25 protein-coding genes and 1 pseudogene are annotated in these 24,209 nt (G+C 70.3%); 14 read left to right on the top strand and 12 right to left on the bottom strand.

Features of this window, described 5'->3' with window-relative positions:
- Positions 1-237 precede the first annotated feature (237 nt).
- Positions 238-1,446, top strand: coding sequence for an MFS transporter (locus AB0F91_RS44865; RefSeq protein WP_360608238.1), 1,209 nt, complete (start codon positions 238-240; stop codon positions 1,444-1,446).
- A 115-nt stretch (positions 1,447-1,561) separates the two neighbouring features.
- On the opposite strand, the gene AB0F91_RS44860 is transcribed toward AB0F91_RS44865, so the two are convergent.
- From AB0F91_RS44860 to AB0F91_RS44845, 4 genes are all read right to left on the bottom strand, one after another.
- On the bottom strand, positions 1,562-2,872 hold the full coding sequence (locus AB0F91_RS44860) for a serine hydrolase domain-containing protein (protein WP_360608234.1): 1,311 nt from the start codon (positions 2,870-2,872) through the stop codon (positions 1,562-1,564).
- A 104-nt stretch (positions 2,873-2,976) separates the two neighbouring features.
- Positions 2,977-3,636, bottom strand: coding sequence for a class I SAM-dependent methyltransferase (locus AB0F91_RS44855; protein WP_360608232.1), 660 nt, complete (start codon positions 3,634-3,636; stop codon positions 2,977-2,979).
- Between the two features lie 242 nt (positions 3,637-3,878).
- Complete coding sequence (locus AB0F91_RS44850; RefSeq protein ID WP_360608236.1) at positions 3,879-4,496, bottom strand: site-specific integrase; 618 nt, start codon at positions 4,494-4,496, stop codon at positions 3,879-3,881.
- Entirely contained in the window at positions 4,489-5,388 is a 900-nt protein-coding gene (locus tag AB0F91_RS44845; protein WP_360608230.1) for a lyase family protein, read from the bottom strand. The genes AB0F91_RS44850 and AB0F91_RS44845 overlap by 8 nt, the downstream gene beginning before the upstream one ends.
- A gap of 114 nt (positions 5,389-5,502) precedes the next feature.
- Between AB0F91_RS44845 and AB0F91_RS44840 the strand changes: the two genes are divergently transcribed.
- Complete coding sequence (locus AB0F91_RS44840) at positions 5,503-6,513, top strand: LacI family DNA-binding transcriptional regulator (protein ID WP_360608228.1); 1,011 nt, start codon at positions 5,503-5,505, stop codon at positions 6,511-6,513.
- Between the two features lie 17 nt (positions 6,514-6,530).
- Positions 6,531-6,704, top strand: a complete 174-nt coding sequence (locus AB0F91_RS44835) for a hypothetical protein (RefSeq protein WP_360608226.1) — start codon at positions 6,531-6,533, stop codon at positions 6,702-6,704.
- 54 nt (positions 6,705-6,758) lie between these two features.
- On the opposite strand, the gene asnB is transcribed toward AB0F91_RS44835, so the two are convergent.
- Positions 6,759-8,252, bottom strand: coding sequence for an asparagine synthase (glutamine-hydrolyzing) (asnB, locus tag AB0F91_RS44830; RefSeq protein ID WP_360608224.1), 1,494 nt, complete (start codon positions 8,250-8,252; stop codon positions 6,759-6,761).
- 78 nt (positions 8,253-8,330) lie between these two features.
- Between asnB and AB0F91_RS44825 the strand changes: the two genes are divergently transcribed.
- The 5 genes from AB0F91_RS44825 (at position 8,331) to AB0F91_RS44805 (ending at position 12,138) form a co-directional block, all read left to right on the top strand.
- Positions 8,331-9,128, top strand: coding sequence for an IclR family transcriptional regulator (locus AB0F91_RS44825; protein ID WP_360608221.1), 798 nt, complete (start codon positions 8,331-8,333; stop codon positions 9,126-9,128).
- A gap of 88 nt (positions 9,129-9,216) precedes the next feature.
- On the top strand, positions 9,217-9,981 hold the full coding sequence (locus AB0F91_RS44820; protein ID WP_360608219.1) for an acetoacetate decarboxylase family protein: 765 nt from the start codon (positions 9,217-9,219) through the stop codon (positions 9,979-9,981).
- Entirely contained in the window at positions 9,978-10,697 is a 720-nt protein-coding gene (locus AB0F91_RS44815; RefSeq protein WP_360608217.1) for an SDR family NAD(P)-dependent oxidoreductase, read from the top strand. The genes AB0F91_RS44820 and AB0F91_RS44815 overlap by 4 nt, the downstream gene beginning before the upstream one ends.
- A 10-nt stretch (positions 10,698-10,707) precedes the next feature.
- Positions 10,708-11,418: an SDR family NAD(P)-dependent oxidoreductase gene (locus AB0F91_RS44810; protein WP_360608215.1), complete on the top strand. Its 711-nt coding sequence runs from the start codon at positions 10,708-10,710 to the stop codon at positions 11,416-11,418.
- A gap of 36 nt (positions 11,419-11,454) precedes the next feature.
- Positions 11,455-12,138: a GntR family transcriptional regulator gene (locus AB0F91_RS44805; protein ID WP_360608213.1), complete on the top strand. Its 684-nt coding sequence runs from the start codon at positions 11,455-11,457 to the stop codon at positions 12,136-12,138.
- Positions 12,139-12,333: 195 nt separating this feature from the next.
- Here the strand turns inward: AB0F91_RS44805 and AB0F91_RS44800 are convergent, their stop codons facing one another.
- The 5 genes from AB0F91_RS44800 to ligD all read right to left on the bottom strand — a co-directional run bounded on the left by AB0F91_RS44800 (position 12,334) and on the right by ligD (position 17,242).
- Positions 12,334-13,545, bottom strand: coding sequence for an alpha-hydroxy acid oxidase (locus AB0F91_RS44800; protein ID WP_360608211.1), 1,212 nt, complete (start codon positions 13,543-13,545; stop codon positions 12,334-12,336).
- Positions 13,542-14,384: a fumarylacetoacetate hydrolase family protein gene (locus tag AB0F91_RS44795; RefSeq protein WP_360608209.1), complete on the bottom strand. Its 843-nt coding sequence runs from the start codon at positions 14,382-14,384 to the stop codon at positions 13,542-13,544. The genes AB0F91_RS44800 and AB0F91_RS44795 overlap by 4 nt, the downstream gene beginning before the upstream one ends.
- Positions 14,385-14,397: 13 nt before the next feature.
- The gene (locus AB0F91_RS44790) at positions 14,398-15,705 is read right to left on the bottom strand and encodes an MFS transporter (protein WP_360608207.1); all 1,308 of its coding nucleotides are present in this window, start codon (positions 15,703-15,705) and stop codon (positions 14,398-14,400) included.
- A gap of 217 nt (positions 15,706-15,922) precedes the next feature.
- Positions 15,923-16,210: a hypothetical protein gene (locus AB0F91_RS44785; RefSeq protein ID WP_360608205.1), complete on the bottom strand. Its 288-nt coding sequence runs from the start codon at positions 16,208-16,210 to the stop codon at positions 15,923-15,925.
- A 6-nt stretch (positions 16,211-16,216) separates the two neighbouring features.
- A complete protein-coding gene (gene ligD, locus AB0F91_RS44780; protein WP_360608203.1) occupies positions 16,217-17,242 on the bottom strand; it encodes a non-homologous end-joining DNA ligase in 1,026 nt (341 codons plus the stop codon).
- 456 nt (positions 17,243-17,698) lie between these two features.
- On the opposite strand from ligD, the gene AB0F91_RS44775 reads away from it, so the two are divergent.
- Positions 17,699-17,920 carry a DUF2188 domain-containing protein gene (locus AB0F91_RS44775; protein WP_360608201.1) on the top strand — a complete coding sequence of 74 codons (222 nt, stop codon included), beginning with the start codon at positions 17,699-17,701 and terminating at the stop codon, positions 17,918-17,920.
- A 377-nt stretch (positions 17,921-18,297) separates the two neighbouring features.
- Here the strand turns inward: AB0F91_RS44775 and AB0F91_RS44770 are convergent, their stop codons facing one another.
- On the bottom strand, positions 18,298-19,185 hold the full coding sequence (locus tag AB0F91_RS44770) for a helix-turn-helix transcriptional regulator (RefSeq protein WP_360608199.1): 888 nt from the start codon (positions 19,183-19,185) through the stop codon (positions 18,298-18,300).
- Between the two features lie 212 nt (positions 19,186-19,397).
- On the opposite strand from AB0F91_RS44770, the gene AB0F91_RS44765 reads away from it, so the two are divergent.
- The 4 genes from AB0F91_RS44765 (at position 19,398) to AB0F91_RS44750 (ending at position 22,272) form a co-directional block, all read left to right on the top strand.
- Positions 19,398-20,414 (top strand): zinc-dependent alcohol dehydrogenase family protein, encoded by a 1,017-nt coding sequence (locus AB0F91_RS44765; protein WP_360608197.1) that lies wholly within the window; start codon positions 19,398-19,400, stop codon positions 20,412-20,414.
- Positions 20,415-20,440: 26 nt separating this feature from the next.
- The gene (locus tag AB0F91_RS44760) at positions 20,441-20,848 is read left to right on the top strand and encodes a cupin domain-containing protein (protein ID WP_360608195.1); all 408 of its coding nucleotides are present in this window, start codon (positions 20,441-20,443) and stop codon (positions 20,846-20,848) included.
- Positions 20,849-21,115: 267 nt separating this feature from the next.
- Positions 21,116-21,508, top strand: a complete 393-nt coding sequence (locus AB0F91_RS44755) for a cyclophilin-like fold protein (RefSeq protein ID WP_360608193.1) — start codon at positions 21,116-21,118, stop codon at positions 21,506-21,508.
- Positions 21,505-22,272 carry a glucose 1-dehydrogenase gene (locus AB0F91_RS44750; RefSeq protein WP_360608192.1) on the top strand — a complete coding sequence of 256 codons (768 nt, stop codon included), beginning with the start codon at positions 21,505-21,507 and terminating at the stop codon, positions 22,270-22,272. The genes AB0F91_RS44755 and AB0F91_RS44750 overlap by 4 nt, the downstream gene beginning before the upstream one ends.
- An 899-nt stretch (positions 22,273-23,171) precedes the next feature.
- Here the strand turns inward: AB0F91_RS44750 and AB0F91_RS44745 are convergent.
- Positions 23,172-23,777 carry a hypothetical protein gene (locus tag AB0F91_RS44745; protein WP_360608190.1) on the bottom strand — a complete coding sequence of 202 codons (606 nt, stop codon included), beginning with the start codon at positions 23,775-23,777 and terminating at the stop codon, positions 23,172-23,174.
- A 210-nt stretch (positions 23,778-23,987) separates the two neighbouring features.
- Between AB0F91_RS44745 and AB0F91_RS44740 the strand changes: the two are divergent.
- Positions 23,988-24,209: pseudogene (locus tag AB0F91_RS44740) on the top strand (lipase); the annotation flags it as partial.

Below are 24,209 nucleotides of genomic sequence, written 5' to 3'. Positions count from 1 at the left end.
TCTCCGCCCAGTCCTCCACGTTCAGCACCCTCCTACCTCAGAGGGGTCAACTTTCGGAAGACTCCTGGGGGTCAGTTTTCACGAAGCAACGACAAGGGGCAGGTTCTGTCGTGGCCCGCTGACATACTGCGCCTCCCAAGGTGACCGGTGAGGAGTCGCCTGTTCTCTCCGGGGGAAGCTGACGTGAGTGCCGCCGGGTCCGCGCGGGCACAGGACCGGTTGCCACGAGATTTCTTGGTGTGGCTGAGCGGCGCTTTGGCTTCGCAGCTGGGGGATGCGGTCTTGTCTTTCGGGCTGGGTTGGGCCGCTTCGGCGCATGGAGGTGTGGTTGCCGGTCTTGTCTTGTCGGCGGTGTCGTTGCCCCGGACGATCTTGCTGTTGGTGGGTGGCGCTGTGGGTGACCGCGTCGGGGCGCGGCGGGTGATGATCGTCGGTGATGCGGTCATGCTGGTCGTGGCGGTGGCTGTTGCGATCACCGCGAACTGGGTGGGCACGCCCGCGGTCTTGTTGGTTGTCGCGGCGCTGATCATCGGCACGAACGGCGCCTTCTATGTTCCTTCGCAAGGATCGATGCCGCGACTGCTGGTGAGCGGCGATCAGCTCGTGCGGGCCTTGGCGTTGCGCCAGAGCGGGACCCAGCTGGTGTCGATGGTCGGCGCGCCGCTCGGCGGGGTGCTGGCCGCCTTTGCCGGGCTTCCGGCTGCCGCGGGCGCCGATGCGCTGACGTTTGCGATCGTGCTGGTCGTCCTAATCCGGATTCGCCCACGGTTCGCGCCCGGCTCACTCGACCAGCGCAAGCACCTGCTGCGGGAAGCCGCCGAGGGGGTGCAGCTGGCGCTGACGACTCCTGCAGTGCGCTCGGCGCTGCTTCTTGTCGCGGGTGCTGCCGGGCTCATCCTGCCGTTCGCCAGCATCCTCGTTCCGCTGCTGGCCCGCGAACACTCCTGGAACCCGAGCGTCGCCGGTGTACTGGTCGGCGCGCAAAGTTGCGGCACCATCATCTCGACGCTGCTCGTCAGCAAGCGTGGCGCTGGAGCCCGTCCTGGCCTGGTCGGACTGGTTGCGCTGGTCGTGGTCGGCGCCGGCCAGCTCACCGTCGCTCTGAGCACCCCTCTCACACTCACGATCGGAGGCGCATTCCTCGCGGGCGCTGGAACGGGGGTATTCGTCAGTAGCCTCAGTCCGATCATGCTCAGTGCGGCGCCGGTGGCGTACGTCACTCGCGTCCAGGCCTTGCTGACCTTGGTGCAAAGCGCGGCGTTGCTGTTCACCAACAACGCGTTGGGCTCTCTCGCACACGCTGTCGGACCCGGCGCCGCGGTAGTGGTCAGTGCCTGTGCGCTCGTGGGCTGTGCGATCGCCGGGCTCACCAGTGCCCCGATCCGTCACCTCACCACAGTGACACTGCAAGCGGGCAAGAGACGTGACCACGACAAATCCCTTTAGCTGTGTCGCCGGTGGTGACTGCCGTCGATATTTGTCACATATCGGAGCTATTTGTCACCAAGAGCCTTGGCCAGCCGCGTGCGAGCCACGGCGCCCACCTCGCCCGCGGTGACCATCAGGCGATCCGGTAGGCGGCGGCGCCGTTATGCAGGAAGCGGGCGCGGCCGTGCCCGTCGGAACCGATGAACGACAGGACCTGGTGGCCATCGACCTTCGATTCGGCGGTGATGATCGCGGTGTCGCTGAGGCGGACGACCTCGACGCGGTCTTCGGGCTTGCCGAGGAAGGACCGGGCGAGTTCGGTGCGGGGTCGACGGCTGAGAAAGGCGCGGCCATTCTCGACGGTGAGGGTGAAGTCGTACAGGGTGGTGCGGTACGTGCCGCACATGCGGTCCACGTCGACGCGGGCCGGATTCACGGGCGGCACCGGCAGTGGTTCCGTCTCGACGCCGGCGAGATTCCTGAGCACGGTGCCGAAGATCTCGTGGGCCAGCGGCTCGGCACCCGAACTGTTGGTCAGCACGGCCACCGCCACCCCGGCCCACGGGACGACGCGCAGGAAGGCCTTCTGTCCCTTGGAGACGCCGGTGTGGCCGACGACGCCGTCCCGGTAGAGCATCCAGCCGAGCCCCCAGCCGAGGATGCCGCCGCCGAAGTCCGGGACGGATTCGAGCTGGGGTTCGCGCAGGGCCGCGAGCCCGTGGTCGTCGAGGTGCAGGCGGACGAACTCCAGCAGGTCGCGTGCGCTCATCGCGAGGTGGGAGCCACTGGGTGTGGAGAAGTAGCGGACCGCCCAGCTCTTCGTCGGCGCGAGCTGGCCGTCGGCCTCGACGTGACCGACCGCCGCCCGGTGCAGGATCGCCTCGTACGTGGTGGTGGCGACGGTGGGCAGGCCCAGTGGTGTCACCAGGCGCTCGCGCAGCACGTCGTGGAAGGGCTTGCCGCGCAGCACCTCCACGAGCCGACCGAGCACCACGTACCCGCTGTTTGAATAGGAGAACAGGGTGCCCGGCAGGAAGAGGTGCTCCGCCTCGGCGAGAGTGGCCACGAACCTCTCGATCGCGTCGTCGTTGCGACCGGTGTCGGGGACGTGCTGGCCATCGATGCCGCCGGTGTGGGTGAGCAAGTGGCGGGCGGTCAGGGATTCGGTGGCGGCCAGGTCGCTCAGCCGGAAGCCGGGCACATAGTCGCGAACGGGCCGGTCGAGGTCCAGGACCCCGTCGGTCACCAATTGCCGGATCAACGTGGCCGTCCAGATCTTGGTAATCGAGCCGATCTTGAACACCGAGTCGGTCGTGGTCTCCACTCGGGTGTGCAGGCTCAGCACGCCCGCGGCCTCGTCCTCGATCTCCCCGTTGGCCAGCACGGCGATCTGTGCGCCCGGTACGTCGTACTTCGCGATGAGCTCGCCCAGATTCCACCCCATCCCATCAACCTAGTGACAAGCCCTCAATGCGTTCCGGGACGGAGGGGGAAGCGTGGCGGGTTCAAGATCATCTTGTGTGGCGCGGATCTTGGAACGCGCGGTCCTCACGACTCGGTTGCTTTGCGCGCGAGCAGATAACCCTGCGGCGCTCGTGCGAGGCGACCGTCCGGCTCGCGTACGACGCGCGTGTCCAGCGCGAACCCCGCCTGGCTCAGCAGCTCGCAGATCCGCTCGACCGGCAGCAAGTAGACGTCCAGCGAAATGCCGTCGTGCCCATAGCCCTGCGTCTTGTGGTTCCGTTGATCGCCGATATGGAAGGCGAGCTGTAAGTAGCCGCCAGGAGCCAGCACACGGTGAAACTCCGCGAACGCCGCAGGCAGTCGCTCCGGCGGCATATGGATCACGGAGTACCAAGCCACGACTCCGGCTTGGGTACCGTCCAGCAAGTCCAGGGCGAACATCGAGCCCTCCGAAAACCGAAGCCCAGGATGATTTCGCCGGGCGACGGCAAGCATCCCCGGGGATAGGTCGATACCGGAGACCTCGAGGCCTGCCCTGTCCAGAAACGCGGTCACCCGGCCGGTGCCACAGCCGATGTCGGCGACTGGTCCACTGCCGGCTGCCCGGACAAGATCCGCGAACGCGTTGAGCACCGCGCGGTCCACCGGATGGTCATCGTCCATGGCCGGAACGATTTCGGCGTAGCTTGTGGCGACGGTGTCGTAAGTCGCCCGGGTTTCGGTCAGGAAGCCGGCGTCGGTCACGTGCACGACCGTAGCGTGGGGCGGCCGTGTCACGGAGAGAGCTTGCCGGATTACTCGAGGAGTGATCTCCGTTGGATCGAGGCGTGGTGCTCGCCCTGGTCTCGGGCACGGTGACTGTGATCAGCGTGCTGGTCACAGTCACTCGCGAATGGTCGTGATCGGCTTGCCTGAAGCTGAAGCGGTGAGGAGCACTGCGTTCGGCCGACGGCGAGGTCGGCCGAACGCGCGATGGTGTTCCAGGGTCACGGCCTCGGGTCGACGATGACCGGCAGGCCCAGGTTGACCGGCTCGGTCGGTTGGCGCTCGCGTGCTCGGTCGAGGCTGACCAGTTTGCGGGTGGCTTCGTTCAGGCTGGTCTGCAGGCCGGCGACTTCGCCGAGCCAGCCGTTGCTCTTCGCCTCGTCAATGCGGTCGCGGAGGTTGGCGACGATCTCCAGCAGACGAGGTCGGGCCTTCGAATCAAGGCGCAGGCTCGGGCAGCGGATGCAGGCGTGCTCGTGTTTGCAGGGTGTTCCGTAGGGGCGGCCGCACTCTCCGAGTTCCAGTTTGCGGGTGTGGAAGTGCTGCTGGAAGTCGCGCCATTCGGTCTCGGTCGGTTCGCGGTACTCGGCCTCAGGGCGCAGCGTTCGACGGTTGTCGAGGAAGGTCTGGTAGGAGCGGACCAGTTCCTCGTCGAAGACTGCCAGGTAGGCCTGCGTTGTGTTGATGTTCTTGTGGCCGAGCAAACGCGAGACGATGTGGACCGGCAGGCCGCCGGTGACGGCTTCGGTGGCGAACATTCTGCGGAAGTCGTGCGGGGTGTAGTGGAGGGGTTGTCCGTCGTGGCCGTGCAGGCCGGCGCGTTCGAGCGTCTCACGCAGCAGTTTCTGGACGGACCGCCTCGGCCAGGATCGGGTTCGCCTTCTGCGGCATGGTCGAGGAGGCTCCCCGGTGGTCTCCGGCCGCCTCCGCCAGCTCGCCGATCTCCGTCCGCCCGAGGTCGATGACGTTGCGGGCGAGCCGGGCGCAGGTCGCCGACAGCGCCGCGCACAGCGTGCCGAACTCGGCGACTGAATCCCGCGCCGCGTGCCAGGGCACGTCGCTGCCGCGCAGGCCGAGGCGCCGGGCCAGGTCGTGGCGCACCTGCGGGGCCGTCGGCCCGGCCGCCGCGCTGGTGCCGCCGGCCCCGAACAGCGAGATCACGCCGACCGCGGCCCGGGCCGAGCGCACGCGGCGGGTGTGCCGGGCGAGCTCGGCGAGCAAGGAGGCCAGCGTCGCCCCGAAGGTCGTGGGGACCGCTTGCTGGCCGTGCGTCCGGCCCGGCATCACGGTGTGCACGTGGGCGGTCATGACCGCCTCGACGGCGTCGCCGAGCTCGCCCAGCAGTCCATCGAGCCGGTCGGCGGCCCGCACGCTTTGCAGCGCGAAACCGCTGTCCATGATGTCCTGCGTGGTCGCGCCGTAGTGCACCCGGCCGTTCGGGCCGTCCGGCAGCCTGGCCGCGATGGCACGCACCAGCGACAGGATCGGATAGCCGACGTTGCGTGCCCCCGCCCACAGGGCTTCGGTGTCGAGCCCGGTGACGGTGGCCGCTTCGGCGATCAGCTCGGCGTCGGCCTGGGGAAGTACCCCGGCCGCCGCTTGCGCGCGAGCCAGCTCGGCTTCGACACTCAACCAGGCTTCGACGGTCGCTCGCTCCGACCAGACCGCAGCCATGGTGTCGTCACCCCAGAGCCGGCCGAGTAGGTCGAAGGGCGTGGTTCCCGTGTGCACGTAAGCTCCATCGTTCAATCGATTGACTGCTGAAGTCACATGATTGAACTTGCCTGGCGGTGAGGTGTCAAGACATCAGTACGATGACGGCATCGAAGTACTGGACAGGAGCGGATGATCAGGAACAGCAAACGGCCCACCATGGCGGACGTCGCCGCCAAGGCCGGAGTGGACCGGGCCGTGGTGTCGCGGGTACTGAACGAGGACGCCACCCTCAAGATCCGGGAGGCGACACGGGCCAGGGTGATGGCCGCGGTCGCGGAGCTGGGCTATCAGCCCAACGCCATCGCCCGCAGCCTGCGGACCGCCCGGACCTCGACCTTCGGCCTGGTCATCCCCGATTTCGCGAATCCGATCTGGGCGAAAATCGTGACGGCCATCGAGGAAGAGGCCGATCACCACGATCTGCTGCTGGTGACCGGCAGCGCCCGGCCGGGGTCCGGCCGGGCCGAGCAGTTCCTCGGACTGCTGCAGGCAGGCCGGATCGACGGGCTGCTCGTGGCGGCACCTGTCGCCGCGACGCTCCTGCCTCCGCCGGCCGAACGGCTGCCCTGGCTCTCCCTCAACCAGCGGATCCCGGGGCACGACCGGTACGTTCTCTTCGACGACCCGGCCGCGGTCGCCTTGGCCGTGGATCATCTCGTGGCACTGGGCCACCGGGACATCGCGCACATCGCCGGCCCGGACACACTGGACAGCGCCCGCCGTCGGCTCGCGGGGTTCAAGGACGCGATGAGCTCGCGCCGGCTGACGCCCTGCGCCATCGTTTCCGGTTCCTACACCACCGACGGTGGCGAGCAGGCGATGCGTGAACTGCTGGCCCAGCCGAACCGGCCGTCCGCCGTGGTCGTCGCCAACGTCGCCTCCGCGGCCGGCGCGCTCAACGGCGCCCGGGCAGCCGGTGTGCAGGTTCCGCGCGAGATCTCGGTCATCGCGATCCACGACCTGCCGCTCGCGCACTGCTTCGAGCCGCCGCTGACCACAGTCCGCATGCCCTTGGCCGAGCTGGGGCGGGAAGCCTTGCGGTCGTTGATGAACACCACGCCGGAGCAGGACGTGACCGCGGTGATCTCCGAGCCCATCGAGATCATCGCGCGCGCCTCCACAGCCCCCCCGAGAACCTGACCTGGACCCTGATCGCCGTGACTCCCGCAGGGCAAGCGGTACCCGACAAGGATGCCGCGGACCAGGCGGTGCAGTTCATGGTCAGCGGCGACCGGAACGTGATCAATTACCGCATCGAGCTCGACGCACCCAGCGATCTCCTATCCCTCACCGTACCGCGCGGAACCCGGGTCGAACGCCGCGCCGTTTAGCGGTATCTCGTGAAGACCGGAGGACGAATCCCCCGCCGTGTGGCGAGGCGGTGATCAGGCCACGGCGAACCGCGTCAGGACCGAGCGGGGCCGGATCTCCGGCAGTGCCCGGCGGAACGCGCGGTAGTAGGCCAGCTCTTCTTTGGACCGCACCTGCGCCGTCCGGTTCGCGGCGAGGTCGGCGTCGGTGATGCGGCTTTCCCAGTACGGCGTCAACAGGTCCTGCGCGCCGCTGCCGGTGCCGAATTCCGCTTTGCGGCGCCAGAGGACCGAGCCGGGGAGCCAGCCGGTGAAGGCGCGGCGCAGGTGGGTCTTCTCGATGCCGTCGGGGCCGAGCACCTTGACCTCGTCGGGCAGGGACATGGCATGGGTGACGACGGCGGTGTCGAGGAACGGCACGCGGGCCTCGAGGCCGTGGGCCATCGTCACGCGGTCGCAGCGTTGCAGGTTGAGGCCGTGCAGCAGGCTCACCGTCCGCACGAGCTCTCGCCGCAGCGCGCCCGGCGCGCGGTGGCGTTCGTGGTAGTAGCCATAGCCGGCGAAGAGCTCGTCGGCGCCTTCGCCGGTCAGCACGGCCTTCACGTGCCGCGACGCGAGCTCGGCCAGGAACCAGTTCGGGACGGCGCTGCGGATGAGCCCCGCGTCGAACGATTCGACCGACGCGATCACGTCGTCCAGTGCCGCGATCGCCTGAGCCGCGTCGAAGACGGCCTCGTGGTGGTCGGTCCCGAGGAACGCCGCGACCTCGCGGGCGGCGGTGAGGTCGGGGGAATCCGCGGTGCCGACGGAGAACGTCTTCAGCTGCAAGCCGCGCCGCGCGTACTCCTGCACGGCGACAGCGGCGACGATGCTCGAATCGAGCCCGCCCGAGAGGAAAACGCCGACCTCGACGTCGGCCATGAGGTGCCGCCGGACCGAGTCGACGAGCACCTCACGCGTCCGGCGTTCCGTCTCCTCGGGGTTGATCGCGGCCGCTGTCACGGCCTCGGCGAACCGGACGAGGCCCTCCTCCGGCGTCCACCAGCAGCCGGGCGGGAACGTCTCGACATCGCGTTGGACCGCGACCGGGAAGGCGCGCAGTTCGGAGGCGAACAGGACCGCGTTGCCGGTTTTGGCCCAATGCAGGGGTTTGATGCCGATCCGGTCACGGGCGGCGACGAAGCGGCCGTCCGGTGTGGCCGCGCAGAGCGCCCACATGCCCTGGAGCCGGTCGAGGACCCCGGGACCGTGCATCGTGATCAGCGCCAGGGCGGATTCGTTGTCCGAGCCCGTGCCGAAGCGGTAGTGGGGCAGGGTTTCGCGCAGCTGGGCGTCGTTGTATATCTCGCCGTTGCACACCATCGCCCAGCCACGCGGTCCGTCCAGCGGCTGGGCGCCGTCCTCGAGCCCGACGATCGACAACCTGTTGTGTCCCAGCCACGTCCGCCGTCCCACGAATGCCTCGCCGCTGTCGTCCGGTCCACGGTGGACGATCCGGCCGAGCATCTCCCTTCCCGTATCGAGGAGATCACGACCGGCCGGCGAGTACCACGCGACTATTCCGCACATGATCGTCACGCTAAGCACGCCCGTGGGTCGACGACAACCATAGTTGCGCTCCGCGCACGGCACAGCAACCCTGGAGGCATGGCCAATGACAGCCTCACGAGCGTCCACCGGGCCCTGCGCGTGCTCACCGCGCTCGGCTCCGGCCCGCTGGGTGTGCAGGCGGTCGCCGACGCGCTCGGCACCGAGAAGACGCAGGTCTCCCGTACGCTCAAAGCGCTCGCCGAGGACGGCTTCGCCGAGCGCGACCCGCAGACCCTCGAGTACGCGCTGGGCTGGCGCGTCTTCGCCCTCGCCGCGGCCGGCACCGACAGCCACCTGCGCCGTACCGCCTCGAAAGCTCTCCGCGCGTTGACGCGCGACCTGGGCGAGGCCGCGTACCTCACCGTCCGCGAGGGCTCGTCGGCGCTCACCGTCCTCAGCGAGTCGTCCGGCCACGGCATCCAGGCCCACGAGTGGATCGGCCGGACCACCCCGCTGAACTGCACCTCGAGCGGCCGTGCCCTCCTCCTCGGGCTCGACGCCGGCGAGGTCGCCGCGATCCTCCCCACCGGCCCGCTGCCCGGCCGTCGGGGCGCCCCGCGCACCGCGGCGGCCCTCCTGAAACGCCTGCGTCAGGAGCACCCCGCCGGCCACGTCGTGTGCGCCGAGGAGTACGAGGTCGGCCTCACCTCCGTCGCTGCGCCCGTCCTGGGCTTCCAGGGGACCCCGATCGCCGCGGTGAACGTGTCGATGCTCTCGTTCCGCCTCACCCCTGCGATCCTGCAGCGCACCATCACCGCGGTCACCACCACTGCAGCGAGTCTGTCGAGCAATCGGGCGACGGATACCTGCATGCAGGAGCCGGGTTCCCGCGGAAGCTGCCCCCGCCCGACTTGAGCAGCATCAATCATCAACCGTCCACCTTGACACTCGATGCATGCTGCATGCAGGATGGCGCGAGTTGTTTCGACGAGGAGGCACATCGATGTTCGGTCGGTTCGACATGCACCCCGGTGGCGGCGTGAACCCGCCGTACTCGCCGGCGTATCCGCTGGAGTGGGAGACCGGGATCCACACCGTCGAGGTGGTCACGCGAGTCGACCGCGGGAAGGTCGCGAAGCTGCTCGCGGACACCGGGTTCGAGGTGGTCAACGACCGCGTCGCGTTCCGGTTCATGCTCTCGCCCGGGCACACGCTGTCGCTGCACCGGGGGCGGATGTTCGACCTCATGGTGACCGTCCCGGTGCGCTACCGCGACCTCTACACCCAGACCCACCTCTACATGTACTGCAGCGACCCCATGGGCCTCGCCGCCGGGCGGGAGCTATTCGGGTACACCAAGAAGGACTGCGACTTCGAGTTCTTCGAGGCCGAGGACGGCAGCGTCACCGGGTCCGTCACGCGCCGCTCGATCCCGCTGGCCGCGTTCGCGTTCACGCCTGACCCGGCCGCGCCGCTCGTCCGGCTCACCGACGACGACGAGCAGCCCGGCGGTGAGCTGCACGTCCGGCGCCTGCCCGACCCGTCCGGCGTCGGGGTTTCCTACGCCGACGTCGTCTACCGCCGCACGCCGATCCGGAACTCCGAGCCGATCCGCGGGCGTGTGGACCTGCAGCTGCTGCCGTCGCGGTTCGACCCGCTGACGGAGCTGGCACCCGAGGTCCTCAGCGCGCAGTCGATGAAGACCCCCGTCTACGGCGGCGGGTTCGCCGTCGAAGACCGGCGGCTGATCGAGCGCCGGATCCCGTGACAGCGGCCATCGTCACGGGTGGCGCCGGCGAGATCGGAGCCGCGATCTGCCGGCGCCTCGCCCGGGACGGCTGGAAAGTCGTCGTCGTGGATCGCGGCTGCGCCACTCGCCTTGCCGCCGAGATTGGTGGCGAAGCGCGCCGAGCGGACATGACCGACCGCGAAGAGGTCGAGGCCCTCGTCCGAGAGGTCGCCGATCGGCACGGGCTCGGCGCGCTGGTCAACAACGTCGGCGTCGAAGGTGCCGTGCGGCCGCTCGAGGCCTACCCCGAGGATGTGTTCGAACGCGTCATGCGCACGAACGTCCACAGTGTCTTCCTCGGCCTGCGCGCCGCCTTGCCCTACTTGAAGGAGCGGGGTTCCGGTGCCGTCGTCAACACAGCGTCCACTTCCGGTATCCGCGGCCGAGCGAACCTCGCCGGGTACGTCGCGAGCAAACACGCCGTCGTCGGGCTCACGAAAGTGGCGGCGCTGGAGGTCGCGGGCACGGGCGTGCGGGTCAACGCGGTGCTGCCGGGGCCGATCGAAACCCGCATGATCCGCGCCATCAACGAGGAGACCCAGGCACTGACCGGTACCGGGGTGAACCGCGCCGCGACGGTGCCGTACGGACGGGTCGACGACGTCGCGGCGGCCGTCGCCCACCTCGTCTCGCCGGATGCGCGCCACCTCAACGGTGCAGAGTACGTCGTCGACGGTGGCGGCACCGTCGCGTGAGGAGGGCGTGATGACAGTAGCGATCGTCACGGGTGGCGCGTCCGGGATCGGCGCCGCGGTGGCCGAACGGCTCACCGCCGACGGGATGACGGTCGTGGTCGCCGACCTCGTGCCACCGCGGCCCGGCATCCACCACGAACGCGCCGACGTCACCGACGAGTCCGAAGTGGACGCACTCGTCGACTCCGTCGTCCGCACCCACGGTGGGCTTGACTGCCTCGTGCACGCCGCGGGGATCGGCCGGGTCGCGCCGTTCCTCGAAACGTCCGCCGAGCTGTTCGACCTGGTGGTGCGCACCAACCTGCGCGGCACGTTCCTGGTCGGCCGGGCGTGTGCCCGGGTGATGGCCGCGCGCGGCGGTGGAGTGATCGTGAACATCGGGAGCGCTTCGGGGGTGCGGGGCAACGCCGGCCGTGCCGCTTACGGTGCCGCGAAGGGCGGCGTCGTGACGTTGAGCCAGGTGATGGCCGTCGAGCTGGCCGAGCACGGGATCCGCGTGAACGTCGTGGCGCCGGGGCCGATCGAGACGCCGCTCGCGGCCACGCAGCACAGCGCGGACGTGCGCCGCGCGTGGGAGCGGGTCGTGCCGATGCGGCACTACGGCCGGGCGGAAGACGTGGCGAGTGCCGTCGCGTATCTGTGTTCGCCGCAAGCCGCGTACGTCACCGGAAGCGTGCTCGCCGTCGACGGCGGGTTCGCGGGAGCCGGGATCCTGGCGTGAGCCGGCGGCGTATGCTGCATGCAAGGAACAGGGAGGGTGGACGTGGTCGAACGCGTGCCGAGGCCGAAGTCGCTGACGGAGCTGGCCTACCAGCAGCTGCGCGACGGCGTCCTGGAGGGCGGGTTCCCCTCGGGCCGGCGGGTGAGCGTGGTGTCGCTCGCCGCAGAGATGGGGATGAGCCGCAGCCCGGTGCGCGCGGCGATCGAGCGCCTCGCCACCGACGGCCTGATGATCCTCACGCCCGGCGGCGCGCTCGTGCCGACCCCGGGCCGCGGCGATCTGCTCGACGCGCTCGCCGTCCGCGCCCCGCTCGAGGGTCTGGCCGCGCGGCTGGCCGCTCCCCAGCTCGCCGACGCCGACGTCGCCGCCCTCACCGAGATCCACACCGAGTTCGAGGCGGCCGTGCGACGCGGCGACACCCGCGCGGCGCAGAAGGCGGACTTCCAGTTCCACCAGGAAGTCCAGGCCCACTGCGACAACGCGTGCCTCGTCGAGCACCTCGAACGCGTGCAGGCGCGGGTCATCCTGGCGACCTACTCGACCGCGTGGAGCTCCAACCAGGTCCAGGCCGTGCCCGAACACGCCCGCATCCTCGCCGCTCTGGCCGCCCGCGACGGCGAGGCCGCCGGCCGCGCGGCGACCGTCCACCTGGACAACCTGGCCGAACGCGTCCGCCGCGAATGGCGGCGGCGTGATCGTGAGGATTCGCGCATCGCTTGAGCCTCCCGGCTGACTGCGGCCGCGGGCCCACCTTGCCTGCGGCGATCGCTTGTCTCGGCCTGTCTGCGGTCTGGGCCGCGGTCCTCGATCCCGCATCGGTGGCGGTGTGCATCACCGGACGCGGAGCGGAGTGCGATTCGATGGTCGGCGGTGCGCACCCCGGCCGTGGGGATGCGCACCGCACGACCTCGGCCGTCAGCGCAAGCGCACGCGGTCCGGAGTCAGGTCCTGCACCGAGGAGACCCCCAGCAGCTGCATCGTCTGCCGCGCTTCCGCGGTGAGGAGGTCCAGTACTCGCCGGACGCCGGGTTCGCCGCCGGCCATGAGGCCGTAGAGGTAGGCGCGGCCGATGAGGACCGCGGTGGCACCGAGGCCGATCGCGGCGACCACGTCGGCGCCGGTGCGGATGCCGCCGTCGAGGTAGACCTCGGCGCGGTCGCCGACGGCCGCGACGACCGACGGCAGTTCCTCCAGCGGTACGGGCGCGCGGTCGAGCTGGCGGCCGCCGTGGTTGCTGACGACGACGGCGTCGGCACCGGCGTCGACGGCGGCGACTGCGTCGTCGGCCTGCTGCACGCCCTTCACGATCAGCTTGCCCGGCCACGTTTCCCGCAGCCAGGCGACGTCGGCGATCGTGGCCGACGGGTCGAACATGTGGTTCGCGAGGTCCGCGACGGTGCCCTCCCAGTTGCTGAACGACGCGAACTGCAAGGGCTCCGTCGTCAGCAGGTTGAACCACCAGTGGGGCCGCACCGCGCCGTCGAGGAAGGTCCGCGCGGTCAAGGACGGCGGGATCGTCATTCCGTTGTGGACATCGCGCAACCGCGTCCCGGCGACGGGAGTGTCGACGGTCAGCACAAGAGCTTCGTACCCGGCCGCTTCCGCGGCGCGCACCAGTTCCCGGCTGCGGTCGCGGTCGCGCCACAGGTACAGCTGGAACCACCGGCGCACCTGTGGTACCGCGGCCGCCAGGGCCGTGGCGGACGTCGTGCCCATGGTGGACAACGCGTACGGCACGCCGGCCGCCGCCGCAGCGCGGGCGACGGCGAGCTCGCCCTCGTGGTGCATCATGCGCGTGAACCCGGTCGGTGCGAGCGCAAGCGGCAACGCGGAGGAAGCACCCAGGATCGTCGCCGAAGTGTCTACAGCGGACACGTCGCGGAGCACGCCGGGCCGGAACTCCACGCGGTCGAACGCCGCCCGATTGCGCGCCATCGACAGCTCGGATCCGGCACCACCGTCGGTGTAGTCGAAGACCGCGCGCGGCGTGCGCCGGCGGGCGACGCGGCGCAAGTCGTCGACCGTCGCCGCGCCGGCGAGCCGGCGCCGAGAGCCGTTGAGCACCACGGGTTTCGGCCGCAGGAGGGGCGCGAGCTCGGCCCAGCGCGGCACCCGCCTGGTGGTCATGCCGGGCCCCCGACGCACCGGTGGGTCATCGTCCCGATGCCCTGGATGGTCGTCACGACCGTGTCGCCGCGCTTGAGGTACCGCGGCGGGGTGTGGCCCATGCCAACGCCGTCCGGGGTGCCGGTGAAGATCACGTCACCGGGCCCGAGCGGGCAGATCTGCGACAGTTCGGACACGAGTTCCGCGACCGGGTGGATCATCAGGCTGCTGCGGCCTTCCTGCACGGTCTCACCGTTGACCTGACACGTGAGCAGGAGGTCGTCGCGGTCGGGGACCTCATCGGGGGTGACGAGCGCGGGGCCGAGCGGGCCGTAGCCGAGGAACGACTTGCCCAGCGAGAACTGCGGCGGCGCGCCTGCCATCTGCACGGCGCGGTCGGAGAAGTCCTGGCCGGCGGTGAGCCCCGCGATGTGGTCCCACGCCTGATCGGGGGAGACGCGATGGGCCGGCGACCCGATCACCGCGACCAGTTCGACTTCCCAGTCGACCTGGTCACCCGAGAGCACCAGGTCACCGTCGGGGCCGGCAATGCTGCTGGGGAACTTCGTGAACGTCAGCGGCCGCCCGGTCGCCGCGGCCAGGCCCGTCTCTTCGGCATGGCTCACGTAGTTCAGCCCGACCGCGAACACCTGTGGTGGCCGCGGCACCGGCGACAGGAGCGGGCCGCCGGGCTGGTCACCGGTGGGCTGCGCGGTGGCCGCCCACGCGCTGAACTCGGCCCAGTTCCCGTACAGGGACTGGGGATCGGGACCGAACCGACCCGCGCTGGCCGTGGCGACGTCCGTCCGGCCTTCCGGCGTTTCGAGGACGGCGCGGCCGGCCACGTTGAGCAGTCGCATGGCGAACCTTTCCCTAGGCGGTGCGGAGGTCGGAATGGGCGGTTTCGGGCGCGGCGAAGGCGGCGACGAGCGAGACGATCGCCCCGGCGATCACGAAGAACGCGGGCGCGGCGGTCGTGCCGGACCACGAGATCAGGGCCGTCGCGATGAGCGGCGCGGTGCCGCCGAGCAGCGTCACCGGGATGTTGAGCGACAGCGACAGCCCGGTGTAGCGCACGGTGGTAGGAAACAGCTCGGCGACCACTGCCAGCATCACCGCCGAGTGCGGCGCGAACGCCAGCCCCAGCAGGCACAACCCGAGCACGACGACGAGGAAATCGCCGCTGCCGAGCATGAGGAACGCCGGGTACGTGACCGCCACGAGCGCGACGGTACCGGCGACCATCAGCGGCTTGCGGCCGATGCGGTCGCTCAGCCGGGCGAAGCAGGGGATGAGCGCGCAGTAGAAGGCGAGCGCGATGAGGTTCGCGGCCTGCGCTTCGAACCGGCTGTGGCCCAGGACCTGGCCGAGGTAGGTGGGCGTGTAGACGAACAGGATGTACACGCAGATCGCGGGCGTGACGACCACGCCCATTCCGATCACGAGCGAGCGCCACTGCTGCTTGATGCCCGCGAGCACGGGCGCGCGCACGACGTCGGCGTTGGCTCGCGCTGCGGCGAAGTGCGGCGTCTCGTCGAGGCGCATCCGCAGGTACAGGCCGACGAGCCCGAGCGGCACGCCGACGAGGAACGGCAGCCGCCAGCCCCACGAGCTCAGCGCTGCGTCGGACAGGCTCGCGCTGAGGATCGTCGCGACGGCGCCGCCGGTGAACAGGGCGAGCCCGATCGTGAACGTCTGCCAGCCGGTGTAGTAACCGCGCTTGCGGCGGGCCGAGTACTCGGAGATGAAGCTGGTCGCGCCGCCGTACTCGCCGCCGACGGAGATGCCCTGCACCATGCGCGCGAACGTCAGGACCAGCGGCGCGGCGACGCCGATCTGCGCATGTGTGGGCAGCAGCCCGATCACGGTCGTCGACACGGCGATGAGGATCACCGACACCGCCAGCGGCGTCCGGCGGCCGTGCTTGTCGCCGAGGTGGGAGAAGATCAGCGCGCCGATCGGGCGGGCCGCGTAGCTCACCGCGAAGGCGGCGAACGTGAGCAGCAGACTGGCCGCCGTGTCGCTGCTGGGGAAGAACAACTTCGCGATGACACTGGCGAAGTAGCCGTACACGACGAAGTCGTAGTACTCGATGAAATTGCCGATGCAGGCGGCGAGGATCGCCTTCCGCCGCTGCGTGGCCTCGAGTTCGGTCTCCCCCGCGGGGGCGCGCACGGTCATGGCAACCTCCATTGGTTGTCGCGCTGGGTTGCGGACATCCTGCATGCAGGATGCAGGACTGTCAATCACGTGTCCCTCGGCGTGAGATGGCGCGTGACGTGGTCATTGGGGGCTGACGTGCGGCTTTACCCCTGCATGCAGGTAAGGCTCCTGCTGCGCGTGCGCATGTCTCCCTCCGGCCGCAAGGGCCGGTAGGTGACCGGCTGGGCGATCTCGGCTACGGGTGCCTCCGCTTGATGTACAGCACGAACAGCTCGCCGCGGGGGGTGATTGGGCCGCCGAGGGGGAGGTCTTTTTCGAAGAAGGCCTCACCTGTGGTGCCCTCTGGCCAGCGCACGAACGTCACCGGCCGGCCCCGCAAGTGCGGGAGCAGGACTGGGGCGATGCAGGTGTAGTAGCGCACGACCTCGCCTTTGGTGAAGCCGTTCGGGTAGAGCGGCTTGTCCGGGTTGGACAGTGCCATGCGGCGCTGCCCGACCTGCACGGTGACCTTCTGCTCGGCCATCGCCCTTCACCTCCCGGTGCTGCGGGCGGGCTGCGGGACCAGCGCTTCGCTGGGCGCACGATCCGGTCGCCATCCGCGCCACGCGGTGTGCCGGAGCCGGTGTTCGCCGGGGGTGAACTGCCGGTAGACGACCTCACCGACCAAGGTCGGTTCGACCCAGTGGGCGCCGCGAGCTCGGTCACGCGGCACCGCGTTCGCGAACGGGCTCCGCGCGCGCTCCAGCGGCGCGAGCTTCTCCTGCGCGTCGAGCAGCGCCTGGTGGCTGAAGCCCGTGCCCACGTCGCCGATGTAGAGCAGGTCCCCGGTGTCGCGGTCGTGCGCGCCGAGCAGCAGTCCGCCGACGAGGCCTCCCCGGTTGCCCTGGCCCGGGCGCCAGCCGCCGACCACGACCTCGAGCGTCTGGATCAGCGGGTGCTTCAACCATTCGGGGCTGCGCCGGCCCGGCCGGTACTTGGAGGTCCGGGCCTTCGCGACCAGGCCTTCGAGGCCGCTTGTGGCGGCGACGTCGAGCAGGTCCTGCGGGGTCATCCCGGTGGCGGAGAGGTCGGCGTGGCTGTAGGAGGGGGTGATCGCGACGAGGTTCTTGTCGGGCGGCTCGATCCCCTCCAAGATCTTGCGTCGTTCGTCGTAGGAGTGATCGAGCAGGACGTCGTCGGCCAGCTGCAGGACGTCGAACACGAAGTAGGCGACCGCGCGGCCGCTGGTGTCGTGGTTCTGCAGCAGCCCGAAGTCCGGCCGCCCCGCCTCGTCCAGGGCGACAATTTCCCCGTCCAGCACCGTGCGCCGGCCGCCGAGCGCATCGGCCATCGCGCCGGCGAGTTCGGGGTAGCGGCCGGTGAAGTCGTTGTTGTTGCGGCTGGTCAGCACGGTCGTGCCGTCCGCGGCGACCCGCATGATCGCGCGGTAGCCATCCCACTTGAACTCGTAGGCGTACTTCGCGTCGTCGCGCAGCCGGCCGCCGTCCGCGGTGGCCAGCATCGGCTCGACGTAGCCGGGCACCACCGACCGGTCACCCGGCACGCGCTTGGCCATCGGACCTCCCCGGCTCGCCGGTCGCCGGGCAGGGTGCGCTCGGCGCATCTGGCGCGAGCCTAACCCGACAGTCCGGCCGCCGCCGGGGGAAACGTGCAGGTCACGAGCCCGGACGGGTGGTTTCGCGGTGCGGCCGGGCGGGTACCGCCGGGGACCTCGACCGTTCCCCCACCGGTCGCGCTGCCCCCGGACCGCCGTCCTGTGCTCGTCACGCCGGCGGCGGCTTCGCCGACGCCGACCGACCACGTCGGGGCCAACAACATCCCGTTCGCACGGCACGGCGAGGCCTTCGCCGCGTGGATGGCGCTCTGCACCCAGGCCGAGCGCCCCGTCGCCGGGGAAAGGCGCCCCGCCCGAGCCGCCCCGATTGAGTGCGGGTGTTTCGACTGATCAAGCCGGGCATCCGTGCAGGGAGCGGGCACGATGGTGCGCCCGGGCACGGAAGGAGACGAGTGCGTGAAGGGCGATATCGAGACCTTTTTCGAGGGCGGGCAGTGGAAGAACAAGGTCGAGGGCAGCCGCCGGGCCGCGAACATCCACGACACCAAGGAGGCCGCCACTAGCAAGGGCCGGGACATGGCGCGGGAACGCAAGGTCGAGCACTTCATCCGCAACAAGGACGGCCGGATCGGTGAGCGCAACACCTACGGCCACGACCCCCGTTCCATTCCCGGCTGACCTTCACGGTTTGACACACCGGCGCCGGAGCACCGCGATCGTCAGCGACGGGGCGAGCGGTTCGGCCTCGAGGTCGCGGCGCCATGCGGCCAGCAGCCGCGTCAGCCGGTCCGGTGCCGGGGTCGGGGAAGGCACAACCTGGTCGCCGCCCGCCGCGCGCGCGTTACTCGCCGCCCTCGGCTGGCCGGCGCCGGCTGATGTCCTCGTCGTCGGCCATCGCCGCCTGCAGCGCGTGCGACGCCGCGGTCACCACGAGCTACGGCCTCGGGAAACGTCGGTATAGCCGTTGGCGCTGAGAAAGAACATGGTCCAGGCCCAAACGATCGTTTGACGACAGGATCGCCGTGATGCAGTCGGCCGCCTTCGGTCGGGGATTTTCAGTCACCGGCGTGTGGTTCGGGTGCGCGGGTCTGGGGGGTGGCTGCCCAGGAGGCGAGCAGGCGCAGGCTCTGTTCGGAGGGGGAGGCGGGTTCGGCGGTGTAGATGGTGAGGGTGAGGCCGGGTTCGGCGGTCATCTCCAGGCCTTCGTAGGCGAGGGTGAGTTCGCCGACGGCCGCGTGGTGGTAGCGCTTGAAGCCGGTGCCGTGGTGGCGGACGTCGTGGGCGCCCCAGCGGGTGCGAAAGGCGTCGCTGCGGGTGGAGAGTTCGCCGACGAGGTCGTGGAGGTCCTTGTCGTGGGGGTTGCGGCCGGCTTCGGTGCGCAGGATGGCGACGGTGATGTCGGCGGCCTGGCCCCAGTCGGGGTAGAAGCGGCGCGCGTCGGGGCTGAGGAAGGTGAAGCGGGCGAGGTTCTCCTGGTTGTGGGGGTCGGCGTACACGTCGGCGTAAAAGGCGCGGGCGAGCTGGTTGACGGCCAGGAGGTCCATGCGGCCGTTGCGGACGAACGCCGGGCCCTCGGTGACCGCGTCCAGGGTCCACTGCAGGCTCGGGTGCGGCTTCCACCGCCGGGCGGCGCGGCGGCGGGGCCGGGTGAGGACGTCGGAGCCGTCCGCGGCCTGGGCCAGATGGAGCAGGTGGGTGCGTTCGGCGTCGTCGAGCTGCAGGGCGCGGGCGACGGTCTCCAGGATGGCCGGTGAGACGCCGGCGAGGTTGCCGCGCTCGAGCTTGGCGTAGTACTCCACGCTCACATCGGCCAGCGCCGCGACCTCGCTGCGGCGCAGGCCCGCCACGCGCCGGCGGCTGCCGGAGGGCAGGCCCGCCTGTTCGGGGGTGATCTTCGCGCGCCGCGAGGTGAGGAACTCGCGGACCTCTGCCTGGTTGTCCACGTCTTCGACGGTACGTCCCGCACACGGCCCTAGGGATGTACTGGCAGTACACCCCTTGGTGGTGTCTCGCTACGGGCGCCGGGAGCGGGTTACCTGGATGACGTGGTGCTTGCCGCCCGCCTGTCACGACGGGCGCGCACCCGGCCCTGCACACGGCGATGGTCCCGGACATCCGGCGGCCGTACGCCTCGGCACGTAAAGGAACCCTTCTCATGCGCGGCGCAGTGATCCACGCTCCCGGCGACGTCCGTTTCGAGACCGTGGACGACCCCAAGATCCTTCACCCGACCGACGCAATCATCCGCACGGCCGTGACCTGCGTGTGTGGCTCGGACCTATGGCCCTACCGCGGCGCTGAGCCGATCGGTGACCCGCACCCGATGGGGCACGAATACGTCGGCTTCGTGCAAGAGGTCGGCTCCGCAGTCACCTCGCTCCGCCCGGGCCAGTTCGTCGTCGGCTCCTTCGCGACCTCCGACAACACCTGCGCGAACTGCGCGAACGGCTTCCAATCGAACTGCCTGCGCCGCGAGTTCATGTCGACCTGCCAGGCCGAGTACGTACGCATCCCCAACGCCCAGGGCACCCTGGTCGCCACCGACGAGGTGCCGGATGAGAAGTTCTGGCCCGGTCTGCTGGCCGTGTCCGACGTCATGGGCACCGGCTGGTGGGCCGCGGATGCCGCCGAGGTGCGGCCCGGCTCGACCGCCGTGGTCGTCGGCGACGGCGCGGTCGGCCTGTGCGGCGTGATCGCGGCCAAGGAGATGGGCGCGGAGCGGATCATCGCCATGTCGCGGCACGAGACGCGGCAGAAGCTGGCCCGTGCGTTCGGCGCCACCGACATCGTCAGCGAGCGCGGTCAGGAGGGCATCGCCCGCATCAAGGAGATGACGAACGGGATCGGCGCGGACTCCGTCCTGGAGTGCGTCGGCACCGCCCAGGCCATGCAGCAGGCCCTCCACACCGCCCGTCCCGGCGGGAGCGTCGGCTTCGTCGGGGTCCCGCACGAGGTAGCGATCGGCGGGCAGGAGCTGTTCTTCTCCCACGTCGGCCTGCGCGGCGGCCCCGCCCCGGCCCGCCGCTACCTGCCCGACCTGATCGACCGCGTCCTCGCCCGCCGGATCGACCCGGGCAAGGTCTTCGACCTCACCCTGCCCCTGGGCCAGGTCGCCGGGGGATACAAGGCCATGGACGAGCGCCGCGCCATCAAGACCCTCCTCACGCCCTGACCTTCTCCACCGGACAAGGAGCAACCGTGCAGATCACCCGCAGCTCGATCGACACCGCCACGGGGCCGGCCGACTGGTTCACCGGCGACGTCTACATCGACGCCGTCGCCGCCGCGCCCGCCCCGTCCCGGGTCACCGCCAACCTGGTGCACTTCATGCCCGGCGCCCGCACCCACTGGCACCGCCACCCGCTGGGCCAGACCGTCTTCGTCACCGAAGGCGTCGGCCTGTGCCAGCGCCGCGGCGGGCCGATCGAGGTCATCCGGCCCGGCGACCGCGTGTTGTTCGAGGCCGACGAGGAGCACTGGCACGGCGCCGCCCCGAACCGGCTGATGGTCCACCTGGCCATCAACGAGGGCGACGGCACCCACGACGTCGTGCACTGGCTGAACCCGGTCACCGATGCCGAGTACGCCGCAGCCCCGGCCGTCTGACCTCGCGCCCGGCCCCGCGTCCATGCCTGCATGACGATCCCGGAGGTCTTCTCCGTGCACTCCACAGTCCTTCACAGCCCGGTGCGGATCGCTTCAGCAGCCGCTGTGCTGCTCGCCGCGACCGCTTGCTCCAACAACTCGCAGCAAGCCGGACCAGCCGCCCCTACGCCTTCCGTCTCAAAGCCTGCCGGGCGGCAGAAGGCGGCAGCCCCCCGCGCCGTCCCCCGCACCGGCCTCCCCGTCGTCGGCCTCTGGCAGGAGCACCACATGGACATCCGCGTCACTCTCGACGCCAGCCCGGTCGCGGCCGCCTTACACGACAACCCCGCCGCCCACGACCTCGCCGAGCTGCTCCCACGCACCCTGGACCTCACGGACTTCGACGGTACGGAGCGGGTTGCAGACCTGCCGCGCAAACTGGACACCTCTGGTGCCCCCGAACCGGCCACGGCCAAGGTCGGCGACATCGCCTACTACGCGCCCTGGGGCAACCTGGCCCTCTTCTACCAGGACGGGCCCTCCGCCTCCGCCGCCCTGCTCATCCTCGGCCACCTCGATGTCGGCGCCGACCAGCTCGGCCGGGCGACACGCATCACCATCGAGCCCCCCTCCCGACTCGTCCGCCCCAGCCCACCTACCGAGGGGACAACCACGGCATGAACCCCACCTACGACTTCACCGGCCAGGCCGCCTTCGTCACCGGCGCCTCCTCCGGGATGGGCCTGGCCACCGCCCGCGCCTTCGCCGAAGCCGGCGCCGCCGTCGCCCTCGCCGACATCGACCGGACGGCCGTCAGCGCCGCCGTGAATGAGCTCACCGACTCCGGCCACCGGGCCCTCGCCCTGGTCTGCGACGTCTCCGACGAGGACCAGCTCGCCACCGCTGTCGACCGCATGGTGGAGACCTTCGGCCGCCTCGACATGGCCTACAACAACGCCGGCATCATGCCCCCGCCCACCGACGCCGCCGACGAGAGCGCCGAGCAGTTCGACCGCGTCCAAGCCATCAACCTGCGCGGCATCTGGGCGAGCATGAAACACGAACTGCGCCACATGCGCGACCAGGGCAGCGGCGCGATCGTCAACTGCTCCTCGCTCGGCGGCCTCGTCGGCAACCCAGGCCGCGCCGCCTACCACGCCACCAAGCACGGCGTGATCGGCCTGACCAAAAGCGCAGCCCTCGAATACGGTGCTCGCGGCGTGCGCATCAACGCCGTGTGCCCCGGCACCATCGCCACCCCCATGGTCGACGCCATGGTCGAAAGGAGAGAACTCGACCGCAACCAGGCAGCCGCCGGCCAGGCCATCGACCGCCTCGGCACCGCCGAGGAGATCGCCCAGGCCGTCCTATGGCTCTGCAGCCCCGGATCAAGCTACGTCACCGGCGTCGCCCTTCCCGTCGACGGCGGCTACACCGCCCAGTAACCCCCCACCCCACCCCGCGACACGGTAGCCACCGATCAATGTCCTCACGCCCTACCCGCCGTCCTCGTCCAGCTCCGGTGCTCCGGGTCGCGCGCAGCGACACCGGGCGCCGGCGGCCGGAGTCGAGCCCGTAAAGGTGTAGCGGCCGAGCTGGGCGATGGCGGCCTCGATGTACCGGTCGGTCCAGAGCACGACTGTCCGGCAAAGCGGAAAAAGCACACGACCTCGGCGTCCCAGTCGTCACCGAAGACGCATTCCTGTGCCTGCTCGACGCCATGACCGGCTACTTGCTACCGCCCGAGATCGAGCTCGACACCGGCCTCGGACGACGACCCGACGAGCAAACCGGCAGCGACGACTTGTCCTACACGATCATCTAAGGAGTCGTTGCGGTGCGGCCGTCTACAAGGCTGGCCGTCGGCTCATCGGTCGCCCGACCATGCCTCGACGCGGCCGCGGCTCCTGTCGTGGGGCGACCGGCCACCGAACGAGGGGGAGGGTCCGGCGACCGGTCGCGAACGGACCCTAGCGGAGTGTGAGCGGTGCGGCCGCGTAGATCAGCTCGCGTTCTCGTGGAGCGGGCCCCCAACTCGGGGGGCCTCGTCGACCCGGTTCCCAGCCGTTGAGGCCACGGGTGGCGGCCACCACAAGGCAAACTGGCTGCGTGGTCAGGTCCCCGAGCTCGCCGTCGTGGTGGGGCAACACCATCGCCCGCATCGTCGCTTGTGCTCACCGGCTTGCTCGACTAGGGGTTCCCGCACATCTCGCGGAATATCCGACGGAATAGCCGCTGACCAGCGCCAACGAGGATTAGGGTCCCGCGCGTTTGCGTCGGCGGCGGTCGGCGCGGACCTCGTCGTCGGCGACCTTGTCGGCGAGCAGGGCGTAGATCTGGGTGGTCACGGGCACCGGGGGCTACGGGCGCGAATCCGGCCACGCGCGGAAGGTCGCCGCGGGCCAGGCGTCACCACGACGTAGCTCACCCCGACCACGATGAGCGCGGCGCGCACCAGCATCTGGGCCCGGGTGAACAACCCGGCAAGGTGGTCTGGACCGAGCAGGGCGGCGGTGATCGCCGCGAGCCAGGTCAGTACCACCAGCGCGAGGAACACCACGGCCCACGCGCGCCAGCCGGGCGGCCACCACAGCACGAGGCTGAGCGCACCGGCCAGGGCCGCCAGGTTGGCCAGCAGCGGGAGGGCGGTCGTGCCGGGCCGGGCGGCGTCACCGAGCAGGGCGATGCTGAACACGCCCAGCGAGCCCACCGTCAGCCGTGCCATCCAGTGCACGGGCGCGAGGCGCAGCAGCGGCGGCCCGGCGAGGGTGAAGGCCAGCCCGGAGACGCCGAGCGCGAGGCGGAACACCGGCTGCGCGCACAGCAGCTGCTCGGCCGACTGCTGCAGCGGTGAGATCCCGGTCGGCAGCACGAACTCCAGCAGCCACGCGAAATAGGTCACCACGCCGATCCCGCTCAGGATCACCGCAGCCAGTCGCGCAGCACGCACCCGATGACCCTAAGCGAAGGTCCCAGCGTGCTCGTCATGCCAGGCCGGGCGGTGACCAGTTCTGGACATGCGCCATGCCGGTAGATGTGAATCATGTGGCCCGGCTCTCGCAAGTCTCACACTTTGTGCACGAGGAAGTGCAGAATGCTGTCGGGCGCCGCGATGGCCGTGCGCAGGAGTGGGATGGGGGATACGGTGCGCCGTTCTGTGATGACGAGCTTGCTGGGCCTGACCGCGTTGATGGCGGCGATGCTGTCACCGACGGGGGCGTCGGCCGCGCCGGCGGACTTCTACCAGGCGCCCTCGCCGCTGCCGGCGGGCCGACCTGGCGCGGTCGTCCGCACCGAGCCCGCGGCGGTGCTGGCGACGGCGTTGACCGCGACGGCGACCACGGTCATGTACCACTCGCGCGATGCCCGCGGCGCCGACGTC

The organism is Amycolatopsis sp. NPDC023774, assembly GCF_040639695.1.
Lineage (GTDB): Bacteria > Actinomycetota > Actinomycetes > Mycobacteriales > Pseudonocardiaceae > Amycolatopsis.
Note: the sequence above shows the minus strand (reverse complement) of the source record. Positions and strands in the feature narration are given on the sequence as shown.

Bases quoted from the DNA above. Each gene is read 5' to 3' on its own strand.
- AB0F91_RS44860 (WP_360608234.1), bottom strand. From the start codon at position 2,872: ATGGGGTGGAATCTGGGCGAGCTCATCGCGAAGTACGACGTACCGGGC.
- AB0F91_RS44840 (WP_360608228.1), top strand. From the start codon at position 5,503: ATGATCAGGAACAGCAAACGGCCCACCATGGCGGACGTCGCCGCCAAG.
- asnB (WP_360608224.1), bottom strand. From the start codon at position 8,252: ATGTGCGGAATAGTCGCGTGGTACTCGCCGGCCGGTCGTGATCTCCTC.
- AB0F91_RS44825 (WP_360608221.1), top strand. From the start codon at position 8,331: ATGGCCAATGACAGCCTCACGAGCGTCCACCGGGCCCTGCGCGTGCTC.
- AB0F91_RS44820 (WP_360608219.1), top strand. From the start codon at position 9,217: ATGTTCGGTCGGTTCGACATGCACCCCGGTGGCGGCGTGAACCCGCCG.
- AB0F91_RS44810 (WP_360608215.1), top strand. From the start codon at position 10,708: ATGACAGTAGCGATCGTCACGGGTGGCGCGTCCGGGATCGGCGCCGCG.
- AB0F91_RS44800 (WP_360608211.1), bottom strand. From the start codon at position 13,545: ATGACCACCAGGCGGGTGCCGCGCTGGGCCGAGCTCGCGCCCCTCCTG.
- AB0F91_RS44795 (WP_360608209.1), bottom strand. From the start codon at position 14,384: ATGCGACTGCTCAACGTGGCCGGCCGCGCCGTCCTCGAAACGCCGGAA.
- AB0F91_RS44790 (WP_360608207.1), bottom strand. From the start codon at position 15,705: ATGACCGTGCGCGCCCCCGCGGGGGAGACCGAACTCGAGGCCACGCAG.
- AB0F91_RS44785 (WP_360608205.1), bottom strand. From the start codon at position 16,210: ATGGCCGAGCAGAAGGTCACCGTGCAGGTCGGGCAGCGCCGCATGGCA.
- ligD (WP_360608203.1), bottom strand. From the start codon at position 17,242: ATGGCCAAGCGCGTGCCGGGTGACCGGTCGGTGGTGCCCGGCTACGTC.
- AB0F91_RS44765 (WP_360608197.1), top strand. From the start codon at position 19,398: ATGCGCGGCGCAGTGATCCACGCTCCCGGCGACGTCCGTTTCGAGACC.
- AB0F91_RS44755 (WP_360608193.1), top strand. From the start codon at position 21,116: ATGGACATCCGCGTCACTCTCGACGCCAGCCCGGTCGCGGCCGCCTTA.
- AB0F91_RS44750 (WP_360608192.1), top strand. From the start codon at position 21,505: ATGAACCCCACCTACGACTTCACCGGCCAGGCCGCCTTCGTCACCGGC.